21 protein-coding genes are annotated in these 20,409 nt (G+C 60.0%); 6 read left to right on the top strand and 15 right to left on the bottom strand.

Annotated elements, in window-relative coordinates:
- Positions 1–282 precede the first annotated feature (282 nt).
- The 6 genes from msrQ to BZ163_RS09380 form a co-directional block, all read right to left on the bottom strand.
- Complete coding sequence (gene msrQ / locus BZ163_RS09405) at positions 283–903, bottom strand: protein-methionine-sulfoxide reductase heme-binding subunit MsrQ (RefSeq protein ID WP_128870674.1); 621 nt, start codon at positions 901–903, stop codon at positions 283–285.
- A complete protein-coding gene (gene msrP, locus BZ163_RS09400; RefSeq protein WP_128870673.1) occupies positions 903–1,916 on the bottom strand; it encodes a protein-methionine-sulfoxide reductase catalytic subunit MsrP in 1,014 nt (337 codons plus the stop codon). Before msrP ends, msrQ begins: the two co-directional genes overlap by 1 nt.
- A 58-nt stretch (positions 1,917–1,974) precedes the next feature.
- Entirely contained in the window at positions 1,975–2,829 is an 855-nt protein-coding gene (gene pssA / locus BZ163_RS09395; RefSeq protein WP_128870672.1) for a CDP-diacylglycerol--serine O-phosphatidyltransferase, read from the bottom strand.
- 144 nt (positions 2,830–2,973) lie between these two features.
- Complete coding sequence (gene ilvC / locus BZ163_RS09390) at positions 2,974–3,990, bottom strand: ketol-acid reductoisomerase (protein ID WP_122540428.1); 1,017 nt, start codon at positions 3,988–3,990, stop codon at positions 2,974–2,976.
- 48 nt (positions 3,991–4,038) lie between these two features.
- Positions 4,039–4,530, bottom strand: coding sequence for an acetolactate synthase small subunit (gene ilvN, locus BZ163_RS09385; RefSeq protein ID WP_003176102.1), 492 nt, complete (start codon positions 4,528–4,530; stop codon positions 4,039–4,041).
- Positions 4,531–4,532: 2 nt separating this feature from the next.
- Positions 4,533–6,257 (bottom strand): acetolactate synthase 3 large subunit, encoded by a 1,725-nt coding sequence (locus BZ163_RS09380; RefSeq protein WP_128870671.1) that lies wholly within the window; start codon positions 6,255–6,257, stop codon positions 4,533–4,535.
- Positions 6,258–6,657: 400 nt separating this feature from the next.
- On the opposite strand from BZ163_RS09380, the gene BZ163_RS09375 reads away from it, so the two are divergent.
- Positions 6,658–7,080 carry a DUF4124 domain-containing protein gene (locus BZ163_RS09375; RefSeq protein ID WP_128870670.1) on the top strand — a complete coding sequence of 141 codons (423 nt, stop codon included), beginning with the start codon at positions 6,658–6,660 and terminating at the stop codon, positions 7,078–7,080.
- Positions 7,081–7,195: 115 nt separating this feature from the next.
- Here BZ163_RS09375 and BZ163_RS09370 read toward each other — a convergent pair whose 3' ends face one another.
- The 3 genes from BZ163_RS09370 to mrcB are packed head-to-tail and all read right to left on the bottom strand — an operon-like array spanning position 7,196 to position 10,606.
- Entirely contained in the window at positions 7,196–7,531 is a 336-nt protein-coding gene (locus BZ163_RS09370) for a YqcC family protein (protein ID WP_128870669.1), read from the bottom strand.
- A complete protein-coding gene (locus BZ163_RS09365; RefSeq protein ID WP_128870668.1) occupies positions 7,531–8,265 on the bottom strand; it encodes a M48 family metallopeptidase in 735 nt (244 codons plus the stop codon). Before BZ163_RS09365 ends, BZ163_RS09370 begins: the two co-directional genes overlap by 1 nt.
- Before the next feature lie 16 nt (positions 8,266–8,281).
- Positions 8,282–10,606, bottom strand: coding sequence for a penicillin-binding protein 1B (gene mrcB / locus BZ163_RS09360; RefSeq protein WP_128870667.1), 2,325 nt, complete (start codon positions 10,604–10,606; stop codon positions 8,282–8,284).
- 118 nt (positions 10,607–10,724) lie between these two features.
- Here mrcB and BZ163_RS09355 point away from each other — a divergent pair, with 118 nt between their 5' ends.
- The 3 genes from BZ163_RS09355 (at position 10,725) to BZ163_RS09345 (ending at position 13,286) form a co-directional block, all read left to right on the top strand.
- Positions 10,725–12,281: a bifunctional aminoglycoside phosphotransferase/ATP-binding protein gene (locus BZ163_RS09355; RefSeq protein WP_128870666.1), complete on the top strand. Its 1,557-nt coding sequence runs from the start codon at positions 10,725–10,727 to the stop codon at positions 12,279–12,281.
- A gap of 91 nt (positions 12,282–12,372) precedes the next feature.
- Entirely contained in the window at positions 12,373–12,717 is a 345-nt protein-coding gene (locus BZ163_RS09350; RefSeq protein ID WP_128870665.1) for a pentapeptide repeat-containing protein, read from the top strand.
- Positions 12,718–13,013: 296 nt separating this feature from the next.
- The gene (locus BZ163_RS09345) at positions 13,014–13,286 is read left to right on the top strand and encodes a TfoX/Sxy family protein (RefSeq protein WP_007971093.1); all 273 of its coding nucleotides are present in this window, start codon (positions 13,014–13,016) and stop codon (positions 13,284–13,286) included.
- A 412-nt stretch (positions 13,287–13,698) separates the two neighbouring features.
- On the opposite strand, the gene BZ163_RS09335 is transcribed toward BZ163_RS09345, so the two are convergent.
- From BZ163_RS09335 to BZ163_RS09320, 4 genes are read right to left on the bottom strand one after another with little or no spacing between them, the layout of a single operon-like run.
- Positions 13,699–14,550, bottom strand: a complete 852-nt coding sequence (locus BZ163_RS09335; protein WP_128870664.1) for a ChaN family lipoprotein — start codon at positions 14,548–14,550, stop codon at positions 13,699–13,701.
- Between the two features lie 21 nt (positions 14,551–14,571).
- Positions 14,572–15,339, bottom strand: a complete 768-nt coding sequence (locus BZ163_RS09330) for a heme ABC transporter ATP-binding protein (protein WP_128870663.1) — start codon at positions 15,337–15,339, stop codon at positions 14,572–14,574.
- Positions 15,339–16,322: an iron ABC transporter permease gene (locus BZ163_RS09325; RefSeq protein WP_168187335.1), complete on the bottom strand. Its 984-nt coding sequence runs from the start codon at positions 16,320–16,322 to the stop codon at positions 15,339–15,341. The genes BZ163_RS09330 and BZ163_RS09325 overlap by 1 nt, the downstream gene beginning before the upstream one ends.
- Before the next feature lie 50 nt (positions 16,323–16,372).
- Positions 16,373–17,245, bottom strand: a complete 873-nt coding sequence (locus BZ163_RS09320; RefSeq protein ID WP_128870661.1) for a hemin ABC transporter substrate-binding protein — start codon at positions 17,243–17,245, stop codon at positions 16,373–16,375.
- Positions 17,246–17,413: 168 nt separating this feature from the next.
- Here BZ163_RS09320 and BZ163_RS09315 point away from each other — a divergent pair, with 168 nt between their 5' ends.
- On the top strand, positions 17,414–17,731 hold the full coding sequence (locus BZ163_RS09315) for a Rieske 2Fe-2S domain-containing protein (protein WP_128870660.1): 318 nt from the start codon (positions 17,414–17,416) through the stop codon (positions 17,729–17,731).
- On the opposite strand, the gene sfsA is transcribed toward BZ163_RS09315, so the two are convergent.
- Positions 17,728–18,441, bottom strand: a complete 714-nt coding sequence (gene sfsA, locus BZ163_RS09310) for a DNA/RNA nuclease SfsA (protein WP_128870659.1) — start codon at positions 18,439–18,441, stop codon at positions 17,728–17,730. The two genes, BZ163_RS09315 and sfsA, sit on opposite strands and share 4 nt — an antisense overlap.
- Entirely contained in the window at positions 18,441–19,613 is a 1,173-nt protein-coding gene (locus BZ163_RS09305) for a pyridoxal phosphate-dependent aminotransferase (RefSeq protein ID WP_128870658.1), read from the bottom strand. The genes sfsA and BZ163_RS09305 overlap by 1 nt, the downstream gene beginning before the upstream one ends.
- 332 nt (positions 19,614–19,945) lie before the next feature.
- On the opposite strand from BZ163_RS09305, the gene dksA reads away from it, so the two are divergent.
- Positions 19,946–20,386: an RNA polymerase-binding protein DksA gene (gene dksA, locus BZ163_RS09300; protein WP_007902025.1), complete on the top strand. Its 441-nt coding sequence runs from the start codon at positions 19,946–19,948 to the stop codon at positions 20,384–20,386.
- Positions 20,387–20,409 lie beyond the last annotated feature (23 nt).

The raw sequence follows: 20,409 nt of genomic DNA, 5'->3' as shown, positions 1-20,409 counted from the left end.
TTCAACCACTTGGCGCTTCCGATCTCTCGTCAGCGGGAGGCGAATTCTACAGCGTTACTCGCTGCTGTCAACACCTCTTTTACTCCGCTTTCGACCGAGAAGATCGAACCGTTGATAAGGCGACAACGCACTGCCTGACCAACTCCTTCTGGGCTTCGATGAACTGAAGCGTAACCGCTGCCGAAAACTGCGTAACTCTTTGTTTACCAAGGAGTTTTCCGTTTCGACTGCGCCGGAAGTGGGGCGAATTATAGACTTCCAGAATCTGCCGTCAAGCCTTAATTACGCCTTTCGCGCAGAAGGTGTCTTTTTAGCGATTAATCGCGGGATTCGGCGGGCTACGGGCGGTAACCGCAGCACTAATAGCAGTAAACCTATAGAGGCATAGATCGCCCACTCCTTCAGGTCGGCGCGCACAATCCATAACATATGCAACACACCAAGCCCGAGAATCACATAGACCAGCCGATGCAGCTTCTTCCAGCGCGCGCCCAAGCGTCTTTGGCTGTAACGATTGGAGGTCACCGCCAACGCCAGCAAACAGAAAAAGCCCAGCGCCCCGACGATAATATACGGCCGCTTGCGCAACTCGACACCCAGCTGCGACCAATCGAAGCCGAGGATGAACGCCGTATAACCACTCAGATGCAGCACTACATAGGCAAAACACCACAACCCCAGCTGTCGCCGAACAGCAATCCACCCCGCCCAACCCGTGAGTTTCTGCAGGGGCGTCATGCTCAAGGTTATCAGCAGCAACACCAGCGTCCCCAAACCAAGCCGGTCAACCAGCACCTTGCCTGGATCAGGCCCCAGCACATCCTCCCAAGCCTGATACAACCAAAGCAGTGGCCACACCGCAGTGGCGATGAAGACCCCGATTCGCCAGAACGGATATCGCATCAGTAATTTTTCCGTAGATCGAGCCCTGTGTATAAAGAAGCGACTTCATCCGAGTAGCCGTTGAACATCTGCGTGTCACGCACATTCGGCTTGAACAGACCACTGGGCAACCGCCTTTCACGGGCCTGGGTCCAGCGCGGGTGATCGACCGTGGGGTTCACGTTCGCATAGAAGCCATATTCATCGGAGGCAATGCTCTGCCAGGTGGTTTTGGGCTGCTCGCTGACCAGACTGATCCGCACGATGGATTTGATGCTCTTGAAGCCGTACTTCCACGGCACTACCAGACGCAGAGGCGCGCCGTTCTGGTTAGGCAATTCACGCCCATACATGCCCACTGCAAGAATGGCCAAAGGATTCATTGCCTCATCCAGTCGCAACCCTTCTACATAAGGCCAATCGATCAAGGCAAAACCAGAGCGCTGCCCCGGCATGACCTTGGGGTCCTGCAGGGTTTCGAAACGAATGAACCTGGCGCTGGAGGTCGGTTCGACTTCCTTGAGCAACGCCGAGATGGGAAAACCGATCCACGGGATGACCATCGACCAGGCTTCCACGCAGCGAAGACGGTAAATGCGCTCTTCCAACTGATAGGGCTTCATGAAGTCCTCCAGCGCATACCGTCCCGGCTTACCCACCTCGCCGTCCACCACCACACTCCAGGGTTCGGTCTTCAATGCACCGGCGTTCGCCGCCGGATCACCTTTATCGGTGCCGAACTCGTAGAAATTATTGTAGTGGGTGGCATCCTTGAACGGCGTGACGGCCTCATCCTTGACGTTTACCGCCCCCCACTGGGTAGCGGGAAGCTTTTCGGCAAACCAGGATGGCGCCTTGCCAGGCTCTACGCCTGGATAACGCGCAGCATCGGCGGCGCTGGCCCACCGTGGCAGGCTGCTCACAGCCAGACCGGCGACGGCAGCACTCAGCACATTGCGTCGAGAGAGATAGAAGGGTTCGGGCGTGACGTCCGACTCATGACAGTCAGACGCCTTGGGGACTTTGATCAGCATGACAACTCCGCAGCATTGGAGAACCTATGCACCAATAGACTGCGGAGTATGGGGGAAATTACTGGTTCTTGTGCCGACGAAGTCGTAACAGATATTGCACCGGACCCGAGGCTGCATAGGCGAGGAACACCAGCAGCAGAATGCGCGGCGGATCACTGAACACGACGGCAAACACCAGGACCACGGCGAGAATCGCCACGAACGGCACACGCCCCTTCAAGTCCAGCTCCTTGAAGCTGTTGTACTTGATGTTGCTGACCATCAGCATGCCCGCGGCCGCAACCATCAACGCCACCAGGAAGGACATCTTGGAACCCTGGATGCCGTAGTCGCTGAACGCCCAGACGATACCCGCGACCACACCCGCGGCAGCTGGACTGGCCAGGCCGATGAAGTAGCGTTTGTCCGCGGTGCCGACCTGGGTGTTGAAACGCGCCAGGCGCAAGGCTGCGCCTGCGACATAGATGAACGCAACCATCCAGCCGACTTTGCCCATATCGCCCAAGGCCCAGCCGAATGCCAGCAACGCCGGCGCGACACCAAAGGCAACCATGTCCGACAGCGAATCGTACTCGGCACCGAAAGCGCTCTGGGTATTGGTCATTCGGGCAACGCGACCGTCGAGACCGTCGAGCACCATGGCGACGAAAATCGCGATCGCGGCAAAGCCAAAATACTTGCTCGCGCCGAGGGTGTCACCGGCACTCAAGGCACTCTGGGCGCTCATCGAGTTGATGATGGAATAAAACCCTGCGAACAGGTTCGCAGTGGTGAACAGATTCGGCAGAAGATAGATACCACGATGCCGGACTTTACGGCCTTCAGCGTCATGCCCTTCCTCGATGTGTTCATCGATGGGCAGCAGGCTTTCGGCGTCAGAAGCCTGGTTTGGCTCTTCGGGACGTTCGCTCATGGACATTACCTTGCAACAGGGTGGAAAGTTTCGACAGGCGTCTGGGACGAGGGTTCGGCCGCAAACGATGCAGCTTTATACCAGAACCGGCCGCCCAAACGAAAAAACGCGGCCTAGGCCGCGTTTTCCGTACAAGTGCGCGACTTAGTTTTTGGCTTTGTCGACGATCTTGTTGGCACCGATCCACGGCATCATGGAGCGCAGTTGCTCGCCGATGATTTCGATACCGTGAGCGGCGTTGTTACGACGCTTGGCGGTCATCGAAGGATAGCCGGTCGCGCCTTCGCTGATGAACATCTTGGCGTATTCGCCGTCCTGAATACGTTTCAGGGCGTTGCGCATGGCCTGACGGGATTCGGCGTTGATCACTTCCGGACCGGTCACGTACTCGCCGTACTCGGCGTTGTTGGAGATCGAGTAGTTCATGTTGGCGATACCGCCTTCGTACATGAGGTCAACGATCAGCTTCAGTTCGTGCAGGCATTCGAAGTAGGCCATTTCCGGCGCGTAGCCAGCTTCAACCAGGGTTTCGAAACCGGCTTTTACCAGTTCAACGGTACCGCCGCACAGAACGGCTTGCTCGCCGAACAGGTCGGTTTCGGTCTCGTCCTTGAAGGTGGTTTCGATGATGCCGGTACGACCGCCACCAACGCCGGCGGCGTATGACAGTGCAACGTTCTTGGCGTTGCCCGAAGCATCCTGGTAGATAGCGATCAGGTCAGGGATACCGCCGCCTTTGACGAACTCGGAACGCACGGTGTGGCCCGGTGCTTTCGGCGCGATCATGATCACGTCGAGGTCGGCGCGCGGAACAACCTGGTTGTAGTGGATCGCGAAGCCGTGGGAGAAGGCCAGGGTAGCGCCTTGCTTGATGTTCGGCTCGATTTCGTTCTTGTACAGCGCGGACTGGAACTCGTCCGGGGTCAGGATCATGACCAGGTCGGCAGCGGCTACGGCGGAAGCAACGTCAGTCACTTTCAGGCCGTGAGCTTCGGCTTTGGCCACGGTGGCCGAACCTTTACGCAGACCAACGGTAACGTCAACGCCGGAGTCTTTCAGGTTGCACGCTTGAGCGTGGCCCTGGGAGCCGTAACCGATGATGGCAACTTTCTTGCCCTGGATGATCGACAGGTCGCAGTCTTTTTCGTAATAAACTTTCATGAAATTCCCCTATATATCCAGGCCGTTCAGGCCATTCGCTAATTTGGTTTAGATGCTGAGTACTTTGTCGCCGCGAGCAATACCGGTTACGCCGCTGCGGACGGTTTCCAGGATCGAGGCGGTGCCGATGGACTGAATGAAGCTGTCGAGCTTGTCGCTGGTACCGGTCAGTTGAACGGTATACACGCTGGCACTGACATCGACGATCTGTCCACGATAAATATCGGTGGTGCGCTTGATCTCGGCGCGCTGGGCGCCGGTAGCCTTGACCTTGACCAGCATCAGTTCGCGCTCGATGTGAGCACTTTCCGACAGGTCGACCAATTTGACCACTTCGATCAGCTTGTTCAGGTTCTTGGTGATCTGCTCAATCACTTCGTCATGACCAACCGTGGTCAACGTCAGACGCGACAGGGTCGGGTCTTCGGTCGGTGCCACGGTCAGGCTTTCGATGTTGTAGTTGCGCTGCGAGAACAGGCCGACTACACGAGACAGAGCGCCCGGTTCGTTTTCCAGAAGCAAGGAAATAATATGCCGCATGATTAAGTACGCTCCGTCTTGCTCAGCCACATATCGCGCATGGAGCCGTCTTTGATCTGCATCGGGTAGACGTGCTCGCTGGTGTCGACCGAAACATCGATGATCACCAGACGGTCCTTCATGGCGAACGCTTCTTCCATCTTCGTCTTCAAATCTTTCGATTCGGTGATGCGCACGCCGACGTGACCATAGGCCTCCGCCAACTTGACGAAATCAGGCAGCGATTCCATATAGGAATGCGAGTGACGGCTGCCGTAGCTCATGTCTTGCCACTGGCGAACCATACCCAGAACACCGTTGTTCAGGATAACGATCTTGACCGGCAAGCCATATTGCAGACAGGTGGACAGTTCCTGGATGTTCATCTGGATGCTGCCCTCGCCCGTCACGCAGACGACGTCGGCATCCGGGAAGCTCAACTTGATGCCCATGGCCGCCGGGAAACCGAAGCCCATGGTGCCCAGGCCACCGGAGTTGATCCAGCGGTTGGGCTTGTTGAACCTGTAGTACTGCGCGGCGAACATCTGGTGCTGGCCCACGTCCGATGCGACATAGGCATCGCCCTTGGTCACTTCGCACAGGGTTTCGACCACAGTCTGCGGCTTGATGACGCTGCCGTCGCCCTTGTCGTAAGGGAACAGGCCGCGATCACCGCGCCACTCATCCACCTGCTTCCACCAACTGGCCACGGACTCCTTGTTCGGGGTCTCGCCGATTTCCTTGAGGATCGCAACCATTTCGGTCAGGACACTTTCCACCGGACCAACGATTGGCACGTCGGCCTTGATGGTCTTGGAAATCGAAGCCGGGTCGATGTCGATGTGAATGATCTTGGCGTTCGGGCAGAACTTCGCCGGGCCGTTGATCACGCGGTCATCGAAACGCGCACCGACGGCGAGGATCACGTCCGCATGGTGCATCGCCAGGTTGGCGGTGTAGCTGCCGTGCATGCCGAGCATGCCGATGAACTGACGGTCGGTGCCAGGGTAGGCACCCAGGCCCATCAGGGTATTGGTCACTGGCAGGTTGAGCATCTTCGCCAATTCGGTCAGCGGCGCAGAGCCACCACCGAGGATCACGCCGCCGCCTGCGTACATCACAGGACGCTTGGCCGCCAGGAGCATTTCGGCTGCCTTGCGGATTTGCCCCGAGTGACCGCGAACGGCCGGGCTGTAGGAACGCAGCTTGGCTTTTTTCGGGAAGATGTATTCGAACTTCTCGGCCGGGTTGGTCATGTCTTTCGGAATATCGACAACGACCGGCCCAGGACGACCGGATTGCGCCAGGTAGAACGCTTTCTTCATGACCTCCGGGATTTCCGAAGCGTGCTTGATCATGAAGCTGTGCTTCACGATCGGCCGGGAGATACCGATCATGTCGGTTTCCTGGAACGCATCGGTGCCTACCATGGTGCTAGGCACCTGGCCGGAAATGATCACCATCGGAATGGAGTCCATATAGGCCGTGGCAATACCGGTGATGGCGTTGGTGGCGCCCGGACCCGAGGTCACCAGTACCACGCCGGCTTTGCCGGTGGCACGGGCATAGCCGTCAGCCATATGGGTCGCAGCCTGCTCGTGACGAACCAGGATGTGGGTCACTTCCGGTTCTTTGAACAGGGCATCGTAGACATGAAGAAGAGCACCACCCGGGTACCCGTAGATGTACTTGACGCCTTCGTCACGCAAAAAGCGGACGAGCATCTCACCGCCAGATAAAAGCTCCACGTTGTTCACCTCTAAAACGCCAGAATACCGTCCACTCACAAGAGGACGGGTCTTAATAGGTTTACTTCTCGGCAGAGCATGAGCGACGGTGGTCGCCGACTACGTCAGCACTGACTGAGCAAGTATTGGGATCGTCCCAAGTGTTGCGGGGCTTTCCCACCCAGCGCGAGGTAACGCGTTGCGGGTGTAACAGGTCGGCGCGGATGTGCGCCTCATGATCTGCCGAGTGGGTCTGCTTCTGGCAGTCCCTCTACAGCGGACTTTGGATTCTTCTGTTTCGTCCTCTGCAAGTCAAGTCGTCTATGTGCTTTATTGAACCAAGTACATGAGAAAGCAAGAAAAAACCGCTAAACAGCCACTGTGTTAGCTTCAATTGCGCAACCCAAGACAAGGAAATGGCATGCGAACGTTTTTCCTGGCCGTCGGCCTGCTGCTCGGCGTGAGCCCTTTGTGCATGGCCGGACAGATCTACAAGTGGGTCGACGCCCAGGGTGTTACCCATTTCGGTGCGCAACCACCCCAGGGCCAGGAAGCCACCAGCGTGGTCACCCCCGGCGTACCTGCCGGCAAGCCGTCCACACTGCCGCGCAGCGATACGATCGGCGATCAGCAGGCCATCGACAAGACAGTGAAAAAGCAGGTAGCCGAGCAGCAGGCCCAGCTCAAGGCATTCTGCGAGCAGGCGCGGACCAACCTCGCTCAACTGCAGAACAATCCACGACTACGGGAAGAGATCGACGGCGAGATGCGCCGCCTGACCGATGAGACACGTCAGGAGCGCATTACCGAGGCACAGAAACAGATTGAGCAGAACTGCCAATAATCACCTGCCCCCCTGTAGGAGCTGGCTTGCCAGCGAAGAGGCCATCACATTCAACATCTATGTTGACTGTTACGCCGCCTTCGCTGGCAAGCCAGCTCCTACAAGGGGCTCGGCGTTAGCGGGAGGCGGTGATCAGCAGGTCGAACTCTTTGAGCAAGACCTGCAATTGCCGATCCCTGCCCTGGACATTGCGGGCGGCGAAGACCATTTCGGCCATCTCCTGAATCCCCGATGCATTGGGCAATGGCAGATCCTGTTCGAGGATGGTCTTCATTCGCGGGAGGAAGATCCATTGCAGCCACTGCTCGAAATCCAGCGTATCGACCGAGAACGGCTCGACACTGGACAGCGCTTCAATGGAGGGCGGGACATCGTCCCACCACCCCTGAACCCGCAGTTCACGCTCGATCAGCAGCAACTGTTCGGCAATCTTCGGAAAGCGTGCATCCATCACGACGATACCTTGGCCTTTTGACGGGCCAATGCCGCACCGGCGGAATCGCCCTGCTTCTCCCGCGCCTGGGCGATCAACTCCCACAAGCTGGCCTGAAGTGCCGGGCGACCATTGGCAAAGGTCAGGCCGCGACGCGCGAATTGCTCGGCTTGCGATGCATCGCCCTGGGCCATGCGCACCTGAGCCAGGCGATAAAGCACCTGCGGCTCACGCGGTGCGACACGCTGGGCCCGCTCGAGGCTGGAAGAGGCACCGTTGAGGTCACCGCCCGCCTGTTGCTGTTGGGCTGTGGTCAGCAGCGCCAATACCGGACCGTCCAGCTGCTCGTCGGCGGACAGGCCACCCGAGCTTGTCGACGGGATCCCGCTTGGCGTCGACGGCATGCTGTAGCTGCCCTGATTGACCGGCGCGGCCTGGACCGGTGCCGAGTAAGCCGGGCCGGGCGTGATCGGCCCCGGAGTGATCGGCGTCGTGCTGATCGGTGCCGATGCCACTGCACCGCCACCCGGCACCATCACGACCACACCGGTGTCGCCCTGCGGAATCGCCTGGGTCTGGTTTTGTGCGGGCCGCTTGACCGTCGTTTGACGGTAACCGCCATTCGCCTGAATCCGTTCGCTATTGGACACGGCGCTGCCGGAATCCACCACCGGAATCGACCCGCGCTGTACGGTGGAGCAACCGCTGAGCAAAGCCACGGCGGTAACCGCTGGAATCAACCACTTGTTCACTTGAAACCCTCTTTGCTTAATTCATCCAGCCCTTGACCCAATCCATCACCGTTTCGCCGGATACAGGGCTGTCGCCACCGCAGGCGGGACCGGGAGGCGGCTCACTGCCGCGAATATACGGCATCTGCACCGCACCTGGGCAGTTCGCATCAGAACCTTGTCCTGTGCGCGAATCGACCCAGGCCTGAACGATGTTGTCCGGCTGCGGCATGTCCAGCGGCAGCGGATCGGCCTTGCGCATGAAACTGGTCCAGACCTGCAACGCACCGGTGGCACCGGTGAAGGGCGTCTTGCCGTTGTCATCACGCCCCAGCCAGACCACGGCCAGCAAGTCCTGGCTGAAACCGGCGAACCAGCTGTCTCGCGAATCGTTACTGGTACCGGTCTTGCCGGCCAGCGTCAGGGTCTTGGGCAACACGTTATAGACCGAGCTGCCGGTGCCTTCACGCATGACCCGCTGCATTGCGTTCTGGACCAGGTAAATGGATGCCGGATCGAAGCTCTGCTGGATCTGGAACGGATAACGCTTGAGCGGCTCGCCTTCGGCCGTCAGCACGCTGCGAATCCCGCGCATTGGCGTATTGAAGCCGCCGTTGGCCAAGGTCTGGTACATGGTCGCCACTTCGATTGGCGTCAGGCCTCCAGCGCCCAGCAACATCGACGGGAAGGCCGGGAACTCGCGACTCACACCCAGGCGCGCCAGCGTCTTGAGAACATTGGGTACGCCCACCGCCAAACCCAGACGTGCGGTCGACAGGTTGTAGGAATGCGCCAGGCCTTGATAAAGGAACACCGTGCCATGGGAACGGCGATCATAGTTCTGCGGTTTCCAGACCTGACCATCGGCACCTTTGACCGAGAACGAATCATCCGACAACCAACTGGTCAAAGTGTACTGGCTGGGTTTCTCGAGGGCCGTCAGATAAACCGCCGGCTTGATCAACGAACCGATCGGTCGCACCGCATCCAGCGCCCGGTTGAAACCGGCAAAACCCGCCTGACGACTGCCGATCATGGCCTGGACTTCGCCGGTTTCCGGGTTGGTCACGACCATGGCCGCTTCGACTTCATCCGAGCCCTTGCGCCCGGACAGGCGCTTGAAGGTGTCATTGACCGAGGCCTCGGCTTTCATCTGCAGGATCGGATCGAAGCTGGTGAAAATCCGCAGGCCTTCTTCGGTCAAGTCTTCGTCGCGATAGTCTTGGCGCAGCTGACGTTTGACCAGGTCGAGGAAACCTGGGAACGAACTGTCGGCCAACTTGCCGCGAGTCGTCACGCCCAGTGGCATTTTCTTCGCGGCCGCGACTTGCTCGGCGGTGGCGACACCCTGTTGTTCAAGGACATCGAGCACCAGATTGCGGCGCTCGAGCGCCCGCTCCGGGTTACGGCGCGGGTTGTAATAGGACGGCCCCTTGACCATGGCCACCAGCATGGCGACTTGATGCAGTTTCAGTTCGGACAACGGCTGCCCGAAGAAGAACTGGCTGGCCAGACCGAAACCGTGCACCGCGCGCTGGCCATCCTGACCGACGAACACCTCATTGAGGTAAGCCTCAAGAATCTCCCGTTTGTCGTAATGCAGCTCAAGCAACAGCGCCATCATGGCTTCGGTGAGTTTGCGCGACAGGCTGCGTTCGCTGGTCAGGTAGAAATTCTTGACCAGCTGTTGCGTCAGGGTACTGCCGCCCTGGGTCATCTTGCCGCCAGAGGTGTTGACCCAGACGGCCCGGGCAATCGACTTCGGCGACACGCCCCAATGGCTGTAAAAATCCCGGTCTTCCACGGCCACCAGGGTTTCCAGTAGATACGGCGGCACCTGATCGATCTTGATCAGAATACGGTCTTCGAGATTCTTCGGGTAAATCCCGCCGATCAGGAGCGGCTCCAGCCGCACCACGGAAACCTTCGAACCCTTGGCCCCCGAGAGTTCAGCCACATAATCGCCGGAGAATCGCACACGCACGGGCTGGGCGCTCTCCAGTCCTTCATAGAACTGGAAGCCACGGGTATTCAAGTCGACGGTGTTGCCGTTGACCGCCGCAGCGCCGGGGCCGTTGCTCACGGCTTCGCGACGATAGCCCAGGGCATCGAGTTCGGTCAGAAAGTCAGCCTTGCTGAGCTTTTGTCCGACGAACAGCTCGAGCGGGCGCGCGTATACCTTGGCCGGGATGGTCCAGCGCTTGCCGGAAAACTTCTCCTGGACCACGGCGTCGAGATAAACCGCGAATCCGGCGAGCACCACGAGGCCGACCAGACTGAGTTTAAGGGCCCAGCCCAGCCAGGGGCTCAAGCCTCTGGAAGGTGGTTTTTTGGGGGTGCGGGGGGATCGAGTACGAGTCATGGCGGCGGATTATACGCACTTTATCGATACTCGACAGAAGCCCTCGGAGGTTTGCGTCCGGCGGACTTGCGGCCATAATGGCGGCCGTGAATTTTCCCCAGACTTTGAAGGAATGCCTGTGAGCCAGTCTTTGATCGCTGCCCTGCAAAACCCTGCCCTCTACCCGCATCCCGTGGATGGGTTCCAGGTCATCGAGACCCATATCTCCTGGGTCATTCTCACAGGCCCCTTTGCTTATAAAGTGAAGAAACCGATGAACTTCGGCTTCCTCGACTTCACCAGTCTCGACGCGCGTGAGCATTTCTGCGGCGAGGAGCTGCGTCTCAACCAGCGCCTGACCCATGATTTGTATCTCGAAGTGTTACCGATTACCGGCAGCCCGGAAGCGCCACAACTGGGCGGCGACGGCCCGGTCATTGAATATGCGCTGAAAATGCGCCAGTTCCCGCAATCCGGTTTGCTCAGCACCCTGCAGGCCAACGGCGAGTTGACCACCACGCACATCGACGAGATGGCCGCACAGATCGCGCAATTCCACCTCAATGCGCCGAAAGTGCCCGCCGAACACGACGCCGGTACCCCGGACAGCGTGATGGCGCCGGTGCGCCAGAACTTCGAACAGATCCGCCCGTTCCTCCGCGACAAGGCCGACCTGCTGCAACTCGATGCCCTGCAGGCCTGGGCCGAAAGCAGCTTCGAACGCCTAAAGCCGCTGTTCGCCCAGCGCAAGGCGGACGGTTTCATCCGCGAATGCCACGGTGACATCCACCTGGGCAACGCCACGGAAATCGACGGCAAGGTCGTGATCTTCGACTGCATCGAGTTCAACGAACCGTTCCGCTTCACCGACGTCTATGCCGACACCGGTTTCCTGGCGATGGACCTCGAAGACCGCGGCCTGAAGAGCCTGGCACGTCGTTTCATCAGCCAATACCTGGAGCTGACCGGTGATTACCAGGGCCTTGAGCTGCTGAACTTCTATAAAGCCTATCGCGCACTGGTACGCGCCAAGGTCAGCCTGTTCAGCATGCCGGCCGAGGCCGACCCGGTGCATCGCGCCACCACCCTGCGCCAGTACCGCAACTACGCGAACCTGGCGGAAAGCTACAGCACCATTCCTTCACGCTTCATGGCGATTACCCACGGCGTGTCCGCGGTCGGCAAGAGCCGAGTGGCCATGCGCCTGGTGGAAGCACTGGGCGCCATCCGCTTGCGCTCGGACGTAGAACGTAAACGCCTGTTCGGCGAACAAACCGTGGTCAATGACCCGCAGGCCGGCATCTATAGTGCCGACGCCAGCGTCGCGACCTACCGCCGCCTGCATGAAATTGCCGCGGTGATCCTGCATGCCGGCTTCCCGGTGGTGGTCGATGCCACCTACCTCAAACGCGAACAGCGCGACAGCGCAGCGAAAATCGCCGAAGGCACCGGTGCGCCCTTCCTGATCCTGGATTGCAATGCACCGCAAGCGGTGATCGAGAGTTGGCTGGCGCTGCGTCAGGCTGACAAGAATGACCCGTCCGACGCCAACCTGGCCATTATCGAAGCTCAGCAAGCTAATCGCGAACCGTTGACCCCCGCAGAAATTCTCTGCAGCAAACGCGTGCAGACCAACGAAAGCGGAACCCTCGACACCGTAGTCGCGCAAATCCGCCAACGCCTGCCCGGATTGTAAGATTGCGTTTCGACCGTGAAGCCCTCAGCGGCTTCACGGTCGTCAAATAGTGGCACTACACTGGCGTCATAACACCAAGAGGTGATGTGACATGAGCCAGCCCAAACTTCTCGACACGCCGCTTTATGCCCTGCTGCACAAAGACGACATCGCCGGTTTCAACAAAGAACGTCCCCAGGAAGGAACCATCGACATGGTCGGTGGCGATTTCCGAGGGCTCGACCTGCGCGAACTGAATGCCGACGGCATCGACTTCACCAACGCCTATTTCCGCTCCGCCGACTTGCGCGGCATCGACTTCACCACCTCGCTCCTGGAAGGCGCAAGCCTGGCCCATGCGCAGATCTCCGGAGCCTACTTCCCGCCAGAACTGAGCGCGGATGAAATACTGATGTCGATGAATTTCGGGACGCGCCTGCGCTACCGCCCCCGCTAACGCCCGCATTACCTCCCGACACAACGCAATCCACTGTGGGAGCGGGCTTGCTCGCGAATACGTCGTGTCAGTCGACATGCATGTTGAATCTTAAACCGCTTTCGCGGGCAAGCCCGCTCCCACAGGGTCTTGCGTCGACCTCCTCTATTGCATTCACAGACATCCCTTCAGCGCCAAACGCCCCCCTCTTAGAAGCATTTGCATTGAAACCAAGCAAACAATCACGCTTTTCCTGCTGATGGCTACACTGCTGAGAGGCTCGTCCACGCACCGTTCGGCCGTCGCAAGGAGGCTTGATGAATGATGAACTGCAGCACCTGAAGAATCTTGGCAAGACGTCAGCGCAGTGGCTGCATGCCGTGGGCATCCACAGTGCCTCGGACTTGCGTCGCCTGGGGGCGGTGGACGCTTACCGGGCCGTGCGCACGCGCGGGTTCCGGGCGTCCAAGGTGTTGTTGTATGCGATCGAAGGCGCCTTGATGGACGTGCACTGGAACGACATTCCCGCCGAGCGCAAGGAAGCCCTGAACAAACAGCTGGAAGCCATTTCGTCGCGCCACAAAAACTGAAAGCCTCCCGGCCCCATGACTACGGGGCTTTCCAATGAGCTGATAGCCGATTTCAAGTAAATGAAAAATCAGCTGTTGACATGGTAATGAGAATCGCTATGATTATCACAACTGGTCGCGAGACTGGTCGATATTTGAAAAGCCCTTGGTTCGGACTGTCAGATATCTCCTCATCAGGCTAATCACGGTTATTTGACCCGGCTCTTGCCGGGTCTTTTTTTGGGCGAAAGATTTGTACGTCCGGCCGACCTGACTGTAGGAGCCGGCTTGCCGGCGAAGGCGTCTTCATGGGCGGTGCACGACTCAACGCTGCCTTCGCTGGCAAGCCAGCTCCTACATGGACCCGGGTACACCTGCGATTACGCAGGTTTACCCCGGCCCATGCGCAGGAGTTGTGGCTGTTCAGCTGAGGCTACTTACCAAACTGCTTACGCATCTGCGCACAGTAATCCGGCGTCGGCATAGCCGGCGTGTACCAGACATAATCAGCCATATCCGCCGTGATCTCACGGCCCTGTTGCGCCAGCATCAGCACCGTCGGCGCCTCGGGCGTTCCCAGATCCAGCAGGTGAATTGGCACCCCAACGTCCTTGCGTGCATGGAACGCGCCAGCGAACAGCATTGAAGGCTCAGGCGCGACAAGCAGGCGCTCAGCCATGCGCCGGTCACGCTGCTGCTGAACCGAAAGCATTGCCGGCATCTGTGTTTTGGGCAGCAGGCCGCAATGGGAATCGCGGACTTGCTGCAGCAGTTCGTCCTTGACCGAAGACGCGTTGGAGCGCGCGCCGCTCAAGATGGGAGGGTTGGCATAGATGGCCCGGACTTGCGCTGTGGTCAGGTTCGCGGACAGCAGCGGATACGGTTGGCTCAGGGCGAAACGCACGATCGGCCCATACAATTCCCAATCCCAACCCTCCTGCCAGGCCAAGGCAGCGGGCAAATCCGCCGGCGGTGCCGAAGCCTGGCGAACTTCATCGACGTGTGGCTGCTGATCCGGCGTAAACATCTCCAGTAAAAGACTGCCCTGAGGTCGCTGATCACCCAGGGACTGCAACAACCACAGCTGCAGTGCATGGTGATCACGATTGTCATGCTGCTCGCCGACGATCAGCCGCGAAGGCTTGGCCAATTGCGCAACCAGTTCCTGCGGCGTCAGGCTCCGGCCGTTGCGCAAGTCGCGGATCTCTCCGGCGATCGGGGGCGGTGCCGAAACATGCTGGCAGGCACTCAGCACCAGGACTGACAAAATCAACATTACACGCATGGGCTCATCCCTTTCAGACACTCAGCGGGCGATGATCAGCGGATGCCCACGCTCCGGATGCTGTTGCACCAGCACTTCCAGGCCGAAGACCGCCTTGAGCGGTTCCGGACGCAACACCTGCTCCGGCGTATCGAGCGCCACCGGGCGCCCGCCTTCGAGCAGGAGCAAGCGATCACAATAGCGCGCCGCCAGGTTCAGATCATGCAGGATCACCAACACCGCCGCGCCGCGATCGGCGAACGCGCGCACCGCTTGCAGGGTGATGTGCTGATGCAGCGGGTCGAGCATCGAGGTCGGCTCATCGAGCAACAGGGTTTGCCCCGCCTCGCCCGGCCAGAGTTGTGCCAGTACCCGCGCCAGGTGCACCCGCTGACGTTCGCCACCGGACAAGGCCAGGTAGCTGCGGCCAGTCAGATGTCCGGCATCGGCAGCCTGTAATGCGGCGGTGATGATTTCATCATCGCGGACCCGCCCGCTCTGATGGGGCAAGCGGCCCATGCCGACCACTTCTTCGACGCGAAAGGCGAAGTCCAGGGTCGATACCTGCGGCAGCACGGCCAGGCGCTGGGCGCGCAATGCCCCGGCCCAGTGGCTCAACTCGCGCTCATCGAGCCAGACATTGCCCTGGTCAGCCTGCAACTCGCCGCACAAAGCGCCGAGCAAGGTGCTTTTCCCGGCACCGTTCGGCCCCAGCACTCCCAGGACTTCGCCCGGCTTGACCTCGAGCGTGATGTCGGTCAATACGATCTTGCGACCCCGACGGATCTGCAGATTTTGCGTTCGCAACATCAGGCACGCCCCCGGAGCAGTAAATACAGAAAGAACGGTGCACCAATGAAGGCCGTGACGATCCCGATGGGCAACTCGGCCGGCGCCAGCGCCAGTCGTGCGACCAGATCGGCAAACAACAGGAGGCTGCCGCCCGCCAGCACCGAGGCGGGCAACAGCACGCGATGGTCAGGACCCGCCAGCAGTCGCACCAGGTGCGGCACCACCAGCCCGACAAAGCCGATCATCCCTGCCGCCGCGACTGCCGCGCCGACACCCAGCGCCGTGCAGAACACCAGCTCCCGCTTGAGCCTTTCGACATCAATGCCCAGGTGACCGGCCTCCGACTCCCCCAGCAGCAACGCATTCAGCGCCTTGGCCCGGCGCGGCAGCCACAGCGCCACGCCCACCGTGATCAGCAACAACGGCCAGAGTCGCGCATAGCTGGCGCCGTTCAAACTGCCCAGGTTCCAGAATGTCAGCGTGCGCAGGGTCGCGTCGTCGGCCAGGTAGGTAAACAGCCCCACGGCGGAACCGGCCAGCGCGGTCAAGGCGATACCCGCCAGCAGCATGGTCGCGACATGGGTCTGCCCGTTGCGCCGGCCCAGCCGATACACCAGCGCCGTGACGCCGAGCCCGCCTATGAATGCGCACAGCGATAACAGATAAGGCCCGAAGGCTTCCGGCAGGCCGCCGAATAGCGAACCGCCGACAATGGCGATCGCCGCGCCCAGCGCCGCGCCGCTGGAAACCCCGACTAACCCCGGATCTGCCAGCGGGTTGCGAAACAGCCCCTGCATTGCCACGCCGGACAATGCCAGGACGCCCCCCACCGCCAACCCCAAGAGCGTGCGCGGCAAGCGAATCTGTCCCAGGATCAGCTCCGCCTGCTCCAACCCGTCGGCCGCAATGGGCAAGCCGATCAGCCGCAACGCCGCGCGCAAGGTATCGAACAGCGGCAAGCTGACGGGGCCCAGCGCCAACGACAGCCAGATCGCCAGCAAACACAGCAGGCTCAGGCCAATAAACAAAGCACGCGGTTTAACCAGAATGGTCATTGGCCGGCAGAACCGGGGAAGAAGCCGTCAGACAGTGATTCCATCGCTTCGGGCAACCGCGGCCCGAGGCCACCGACCAGCAAGGTTGGATCGAGCTCCATCACTCGTCCGTCCTTGGCCGCGCGGGTCGAGGACAGGATCGGATTTTCCTTGAACATCGCTGCGCGCGCGGCGTCGCCGGTGAGCGCACGATCGGCAAACACCAGCACGTCAGGATCCAGACTCACCAGCGATTCAACGGAAAAAGGTTTGTAGCCGGAATGTGTTGCCAGATTGTGCCCGCCGGCCTGTTGCAGCAACCAGTCGGCGGCGGTGTCCTTGCCGGCGATCAGCGGCTTGCCGCCGGCGTGGCCGAGCAGCAACAGCACGCCCGGCGACTTTTCCTTCAGCTGCGCCCGGGTGACCCGGACCTTTTGCTGCTCGAGTTGCTGCTGATAGGCCTGCAGCAATTGCGCCGCCCGGTCTTGCGCGCCAAGCAATTTGCCCAAGTGTTGCAGATTGGTCTGCAAGGTCGGCAGGTCCGGCTGGGCGGAAAACAGCTCGACTTGCACGCCGGCACTGCGAACCTGCGAAAGCACCGGCGGCGGCCCCATTTCTTCGGTGCCGATCAGAATCTGCGGGCGCAAACTCAAAATACCCTCCGCCGACAATTGTCGCTGATAACCGATACTGGGCAGTGCCTTCAGGGAAGGCGGGTGTTGGCTCGTGGTATCGACACCCACCAGTTTCGATTCGCCACCTAGCGCACTGACCCACTCCGACAGCGCGCCGCCAGCACTGACCCAACGTTGTGGCAACTCGGCGGCTGCGGCGTGACAACTGACGAGAAGTCCGACACAGAGCGCAGCAACGCGGGTATTCAGGCGCATAAACAGCTTCCTTGAAAGTTTTTCCCAGGCATCGAGATGACAGGCCAAGTATCCTCGGCATCCGTTACCTGCCCAGCCAATGGGCGAAGCGGTCATTTGATAATTGTTTGCATTTGAACGTCAAGCTCGGACATATCCGGTCACCAGACGCGGCACTTGAGGATAGACATGAAGTTTCTTTGTACTGGCGTCGAGCTGGCCGATAACAGCAGCCGCGGTTTCGACATCGACGGCCAGAAACTCTTTGCCGTGCGCCGGGGCGGTCAGGCCTATGTCTATATCAATCGCTGTCCGCACCGTGGCGTCGGGCTGGAATGGACCCCCAACCAGTTTCTCGACCCCAGCAACAGCCTGATCCAGTGCGCCACCCATGGCGCACTGTTCCTGATCGAAGACGGCGAATGCGTCTCCGGGCCGTGCGCCGGGCAATCCCTGGCCAGCGTCGCCTGCCGCGAGGACGACCAAGGGATCTGGGTCAGTCTTTAACCGTTGAGCAGCACGGCCAGTCGTCGATCGACCACCATCTCTTCGTGGCTCAACCGAACGCCGTAGGCCAATACCTCGACCCCACAGGCCACCGCCTCACGCAGTGCAGCGGCGTAGGCCGAATCGATTTCTTCGGCAGGACGTACCGCATCGACTCCGGTGAGGTTCACGCAATACAACTGCACCGCGCGAATCCCGTCCCGGGCCAGATGGGCCAGCTCCCGCAAATGCTTGGCCCCGCGCTGCGTCACCGCATCGGGAAATGCCGCCACCAATGAGCCGTCGTAACCCAGGGTGACACTTTTGACTTCCACATAGGCCGGTCCACTCGGGTAATCGAGGCGGAAATCGATGCGGCTGCTTTCCTGGCCATAGGCCACTTCACGCTTCAGCCCGGTAAAGCCGTTCAGCTCGGTGATAACGCCGGCCCGCAATGCTTCCTCGATCAAGCCATTGGCTCGCCCGGTATTCACGCAAAACAGCCGCCCCTGGGGGGTTTCGCCAACTTCCCAGGTGCCGGGCAATTTGCGTTTCGGATCATTGGAACGGCTGAACCAGACCTGCCCGCCCTCGACCTGGCAATTGAGCATGGACCCGGTGTTTGGGCAGTGAATGGTCAGCAACTCGCCGTCAACGGTCTCGATATCCGCGAGAAAACGCTTGTAGCGACGGATCAGGCGACCTTCTTCGAGTGGCGGATGAAAGCGCATCAGCCTTGCCAGCTGCGCAAACCGCGCGCAATCCGCTCGACCGCTTCCTGCAAGCGCGGCAGGCTTTGGGTGTAGGCAAACCGCACATGATGCCCGGCCTGATAACGGCCAAAGTCGAGTCCAGGGGTAATCGCAACATGTTCGGTTTCGAGGAAATGTCGGCAGAACGCGAAGGCATCACCGCCGAACTTGCTGATATCGGCGTACAAGTAGAAAGCCCCTTCCGGTTCCACGGCGATGCCGAAGCCCAATTCCCGCAAGGCCGGCAGCAGGAAATCCCGACGCCGGCCGAATTCGGCGCGACGCTCTTCCAGGATGCTGATGGTGGCTGGCTCAAAGCAGGCCAGCGCAGCGTGCTGGGCCATGCTCGGGGCACTGATATAGAGATTCTGGGCCAGTTTTTCCAGCTCCCCGACCGCGGCTTCGGGTGCCACCAGCCAACCGAGTCGCCAGCCGGTCATGCCGAAATACTTTGAAAAACTATTTAGGACAAAGGCGTCGTTATCCACTTCCAGCACACTGGCCGCGTCGGTGCCATAGGTCAGGCCGTGGTAAATCTCGTCCACCACCAGATGGCCGTGGCGCAGCTTGATGGCGGCAGACAGGCCCGCCAATTCATCGCGGGTCAGGATGGTCCCGGTTGGGTTGGCCGGCGACGCCACCAAGGCGCCGACACTGTCGTGGTCCCAATGACGGGCCACCAGGTCCGGCGTCAGCTGATAACGCACCTCCGGGCCGACAGGAACCAACTGCGCCGCGCCTTCCACCAGCCGCAGGAAATGCCGGTTGCACGGGTACCCCGGGTCCGCCAGCAGCCAGTGCTTGCCCGGGTCCACCAGCAGGGCACTGGCCAGCAACAGCGCGCCAGAGCCGCCGGGGGTGATGAGAATGCGCTGCGGATCGATATTCAACCCGTAACGCTGCCGATAGAAGCCTGAAATGGCTTCGCGCAACTCCGGGATACCGCGCGCTGCGGTGTAACGGGTCTTGCCCGCCGTCAGTGCCGCCTGGCCGGCCTGGATGATCGGCTCGGCGGTGGTGAAGTCCGGCTCGCCGATTTCCAGGTGAATCACGTCGTGGCCGGCGGCTTGCAATTCGTTGGCCCGCGCCAGCAGCGCCATGACGTGGAAAGGTTCGATCGCGCGACTGCGTGCACTGTAGGGCTGAGCCATTGGCCTTCCTTCAACAGGGAAAAAAAACGATTCTACCCAAGCGCAGGAACGAGCGAGAACCTAAAGCGGTCACAGCCATATAACTCTGGACTCAAACGTCTCGAGCGTGTGCCCCAGGTTTGACTAAAATCAATATTTGATCAGGTCTCCAGCACCACCAGACAAGGCTTCGCATAGATTTGCAAGCACCGAAGGCCACTACCTCGACATCCGGGAGTGGCGCGGTCCGATTTGATCTGGTAAGTTCGCCCGCTTGCAGCCGCAGGGCCGGCAGGTGTCGGTGATGGAGCAATCCTGCGCAATGGATTACAAGAGTAGAGGCGGTCCATTTCATGCCCACCCAAGCAAAGCAACAAAATCAGTCGATCAGCGGCTTCGAACCCTACAAAGAAGTGAAGGGCGAGGAATACATGGGCAAGCCCATGCGCGCTCACTTCACCAAGATCCTGAACAAGTGGAAACAGGACTTGATGCAGGAAGTCGACCGTACTGTTGATCACATGAAAGACGAAGCGGCCAACTTCCCGGACCCGGCAGACCGTGCCAGCCAGGAAGAAGAATTCAGCCTCGAATTGCGCGCCCGTGATCGCGAGCGCAAGCTGATCAAGAAAATCGACAAGACCCTGCAATTGATCGAAGACGAAGAGTATGGCTGGTGCGAGTCCTGCGGCGTCGAAATCGGCGTCAAGCGACTGGAAGCCCGCCCTACCGCCGACATGTGTGTCGATTGCAAGACCCTGGCGGAAATCAAGGAAAAGCAAGTCGGCAAGTGATCTCGACTTGAACGAAAGAACGG

Origin of the sequence: Pseudomonas sp. VI4.1 (assembly GCF_002029345.1) — a bacterium.
In the GTDB taxonomy this organism is placed as follows: Bacteria; Pseudomonadota; Gammaproteobacteria; order Pseudomonadales; family Pseudomonadaceae; genus Aquipseudomonas.
The sequence above is the reverse complement of the archived record's forward strand: the minus strand, read 5'-3'. Positions and strand labels throughout refer to the sequence as shown.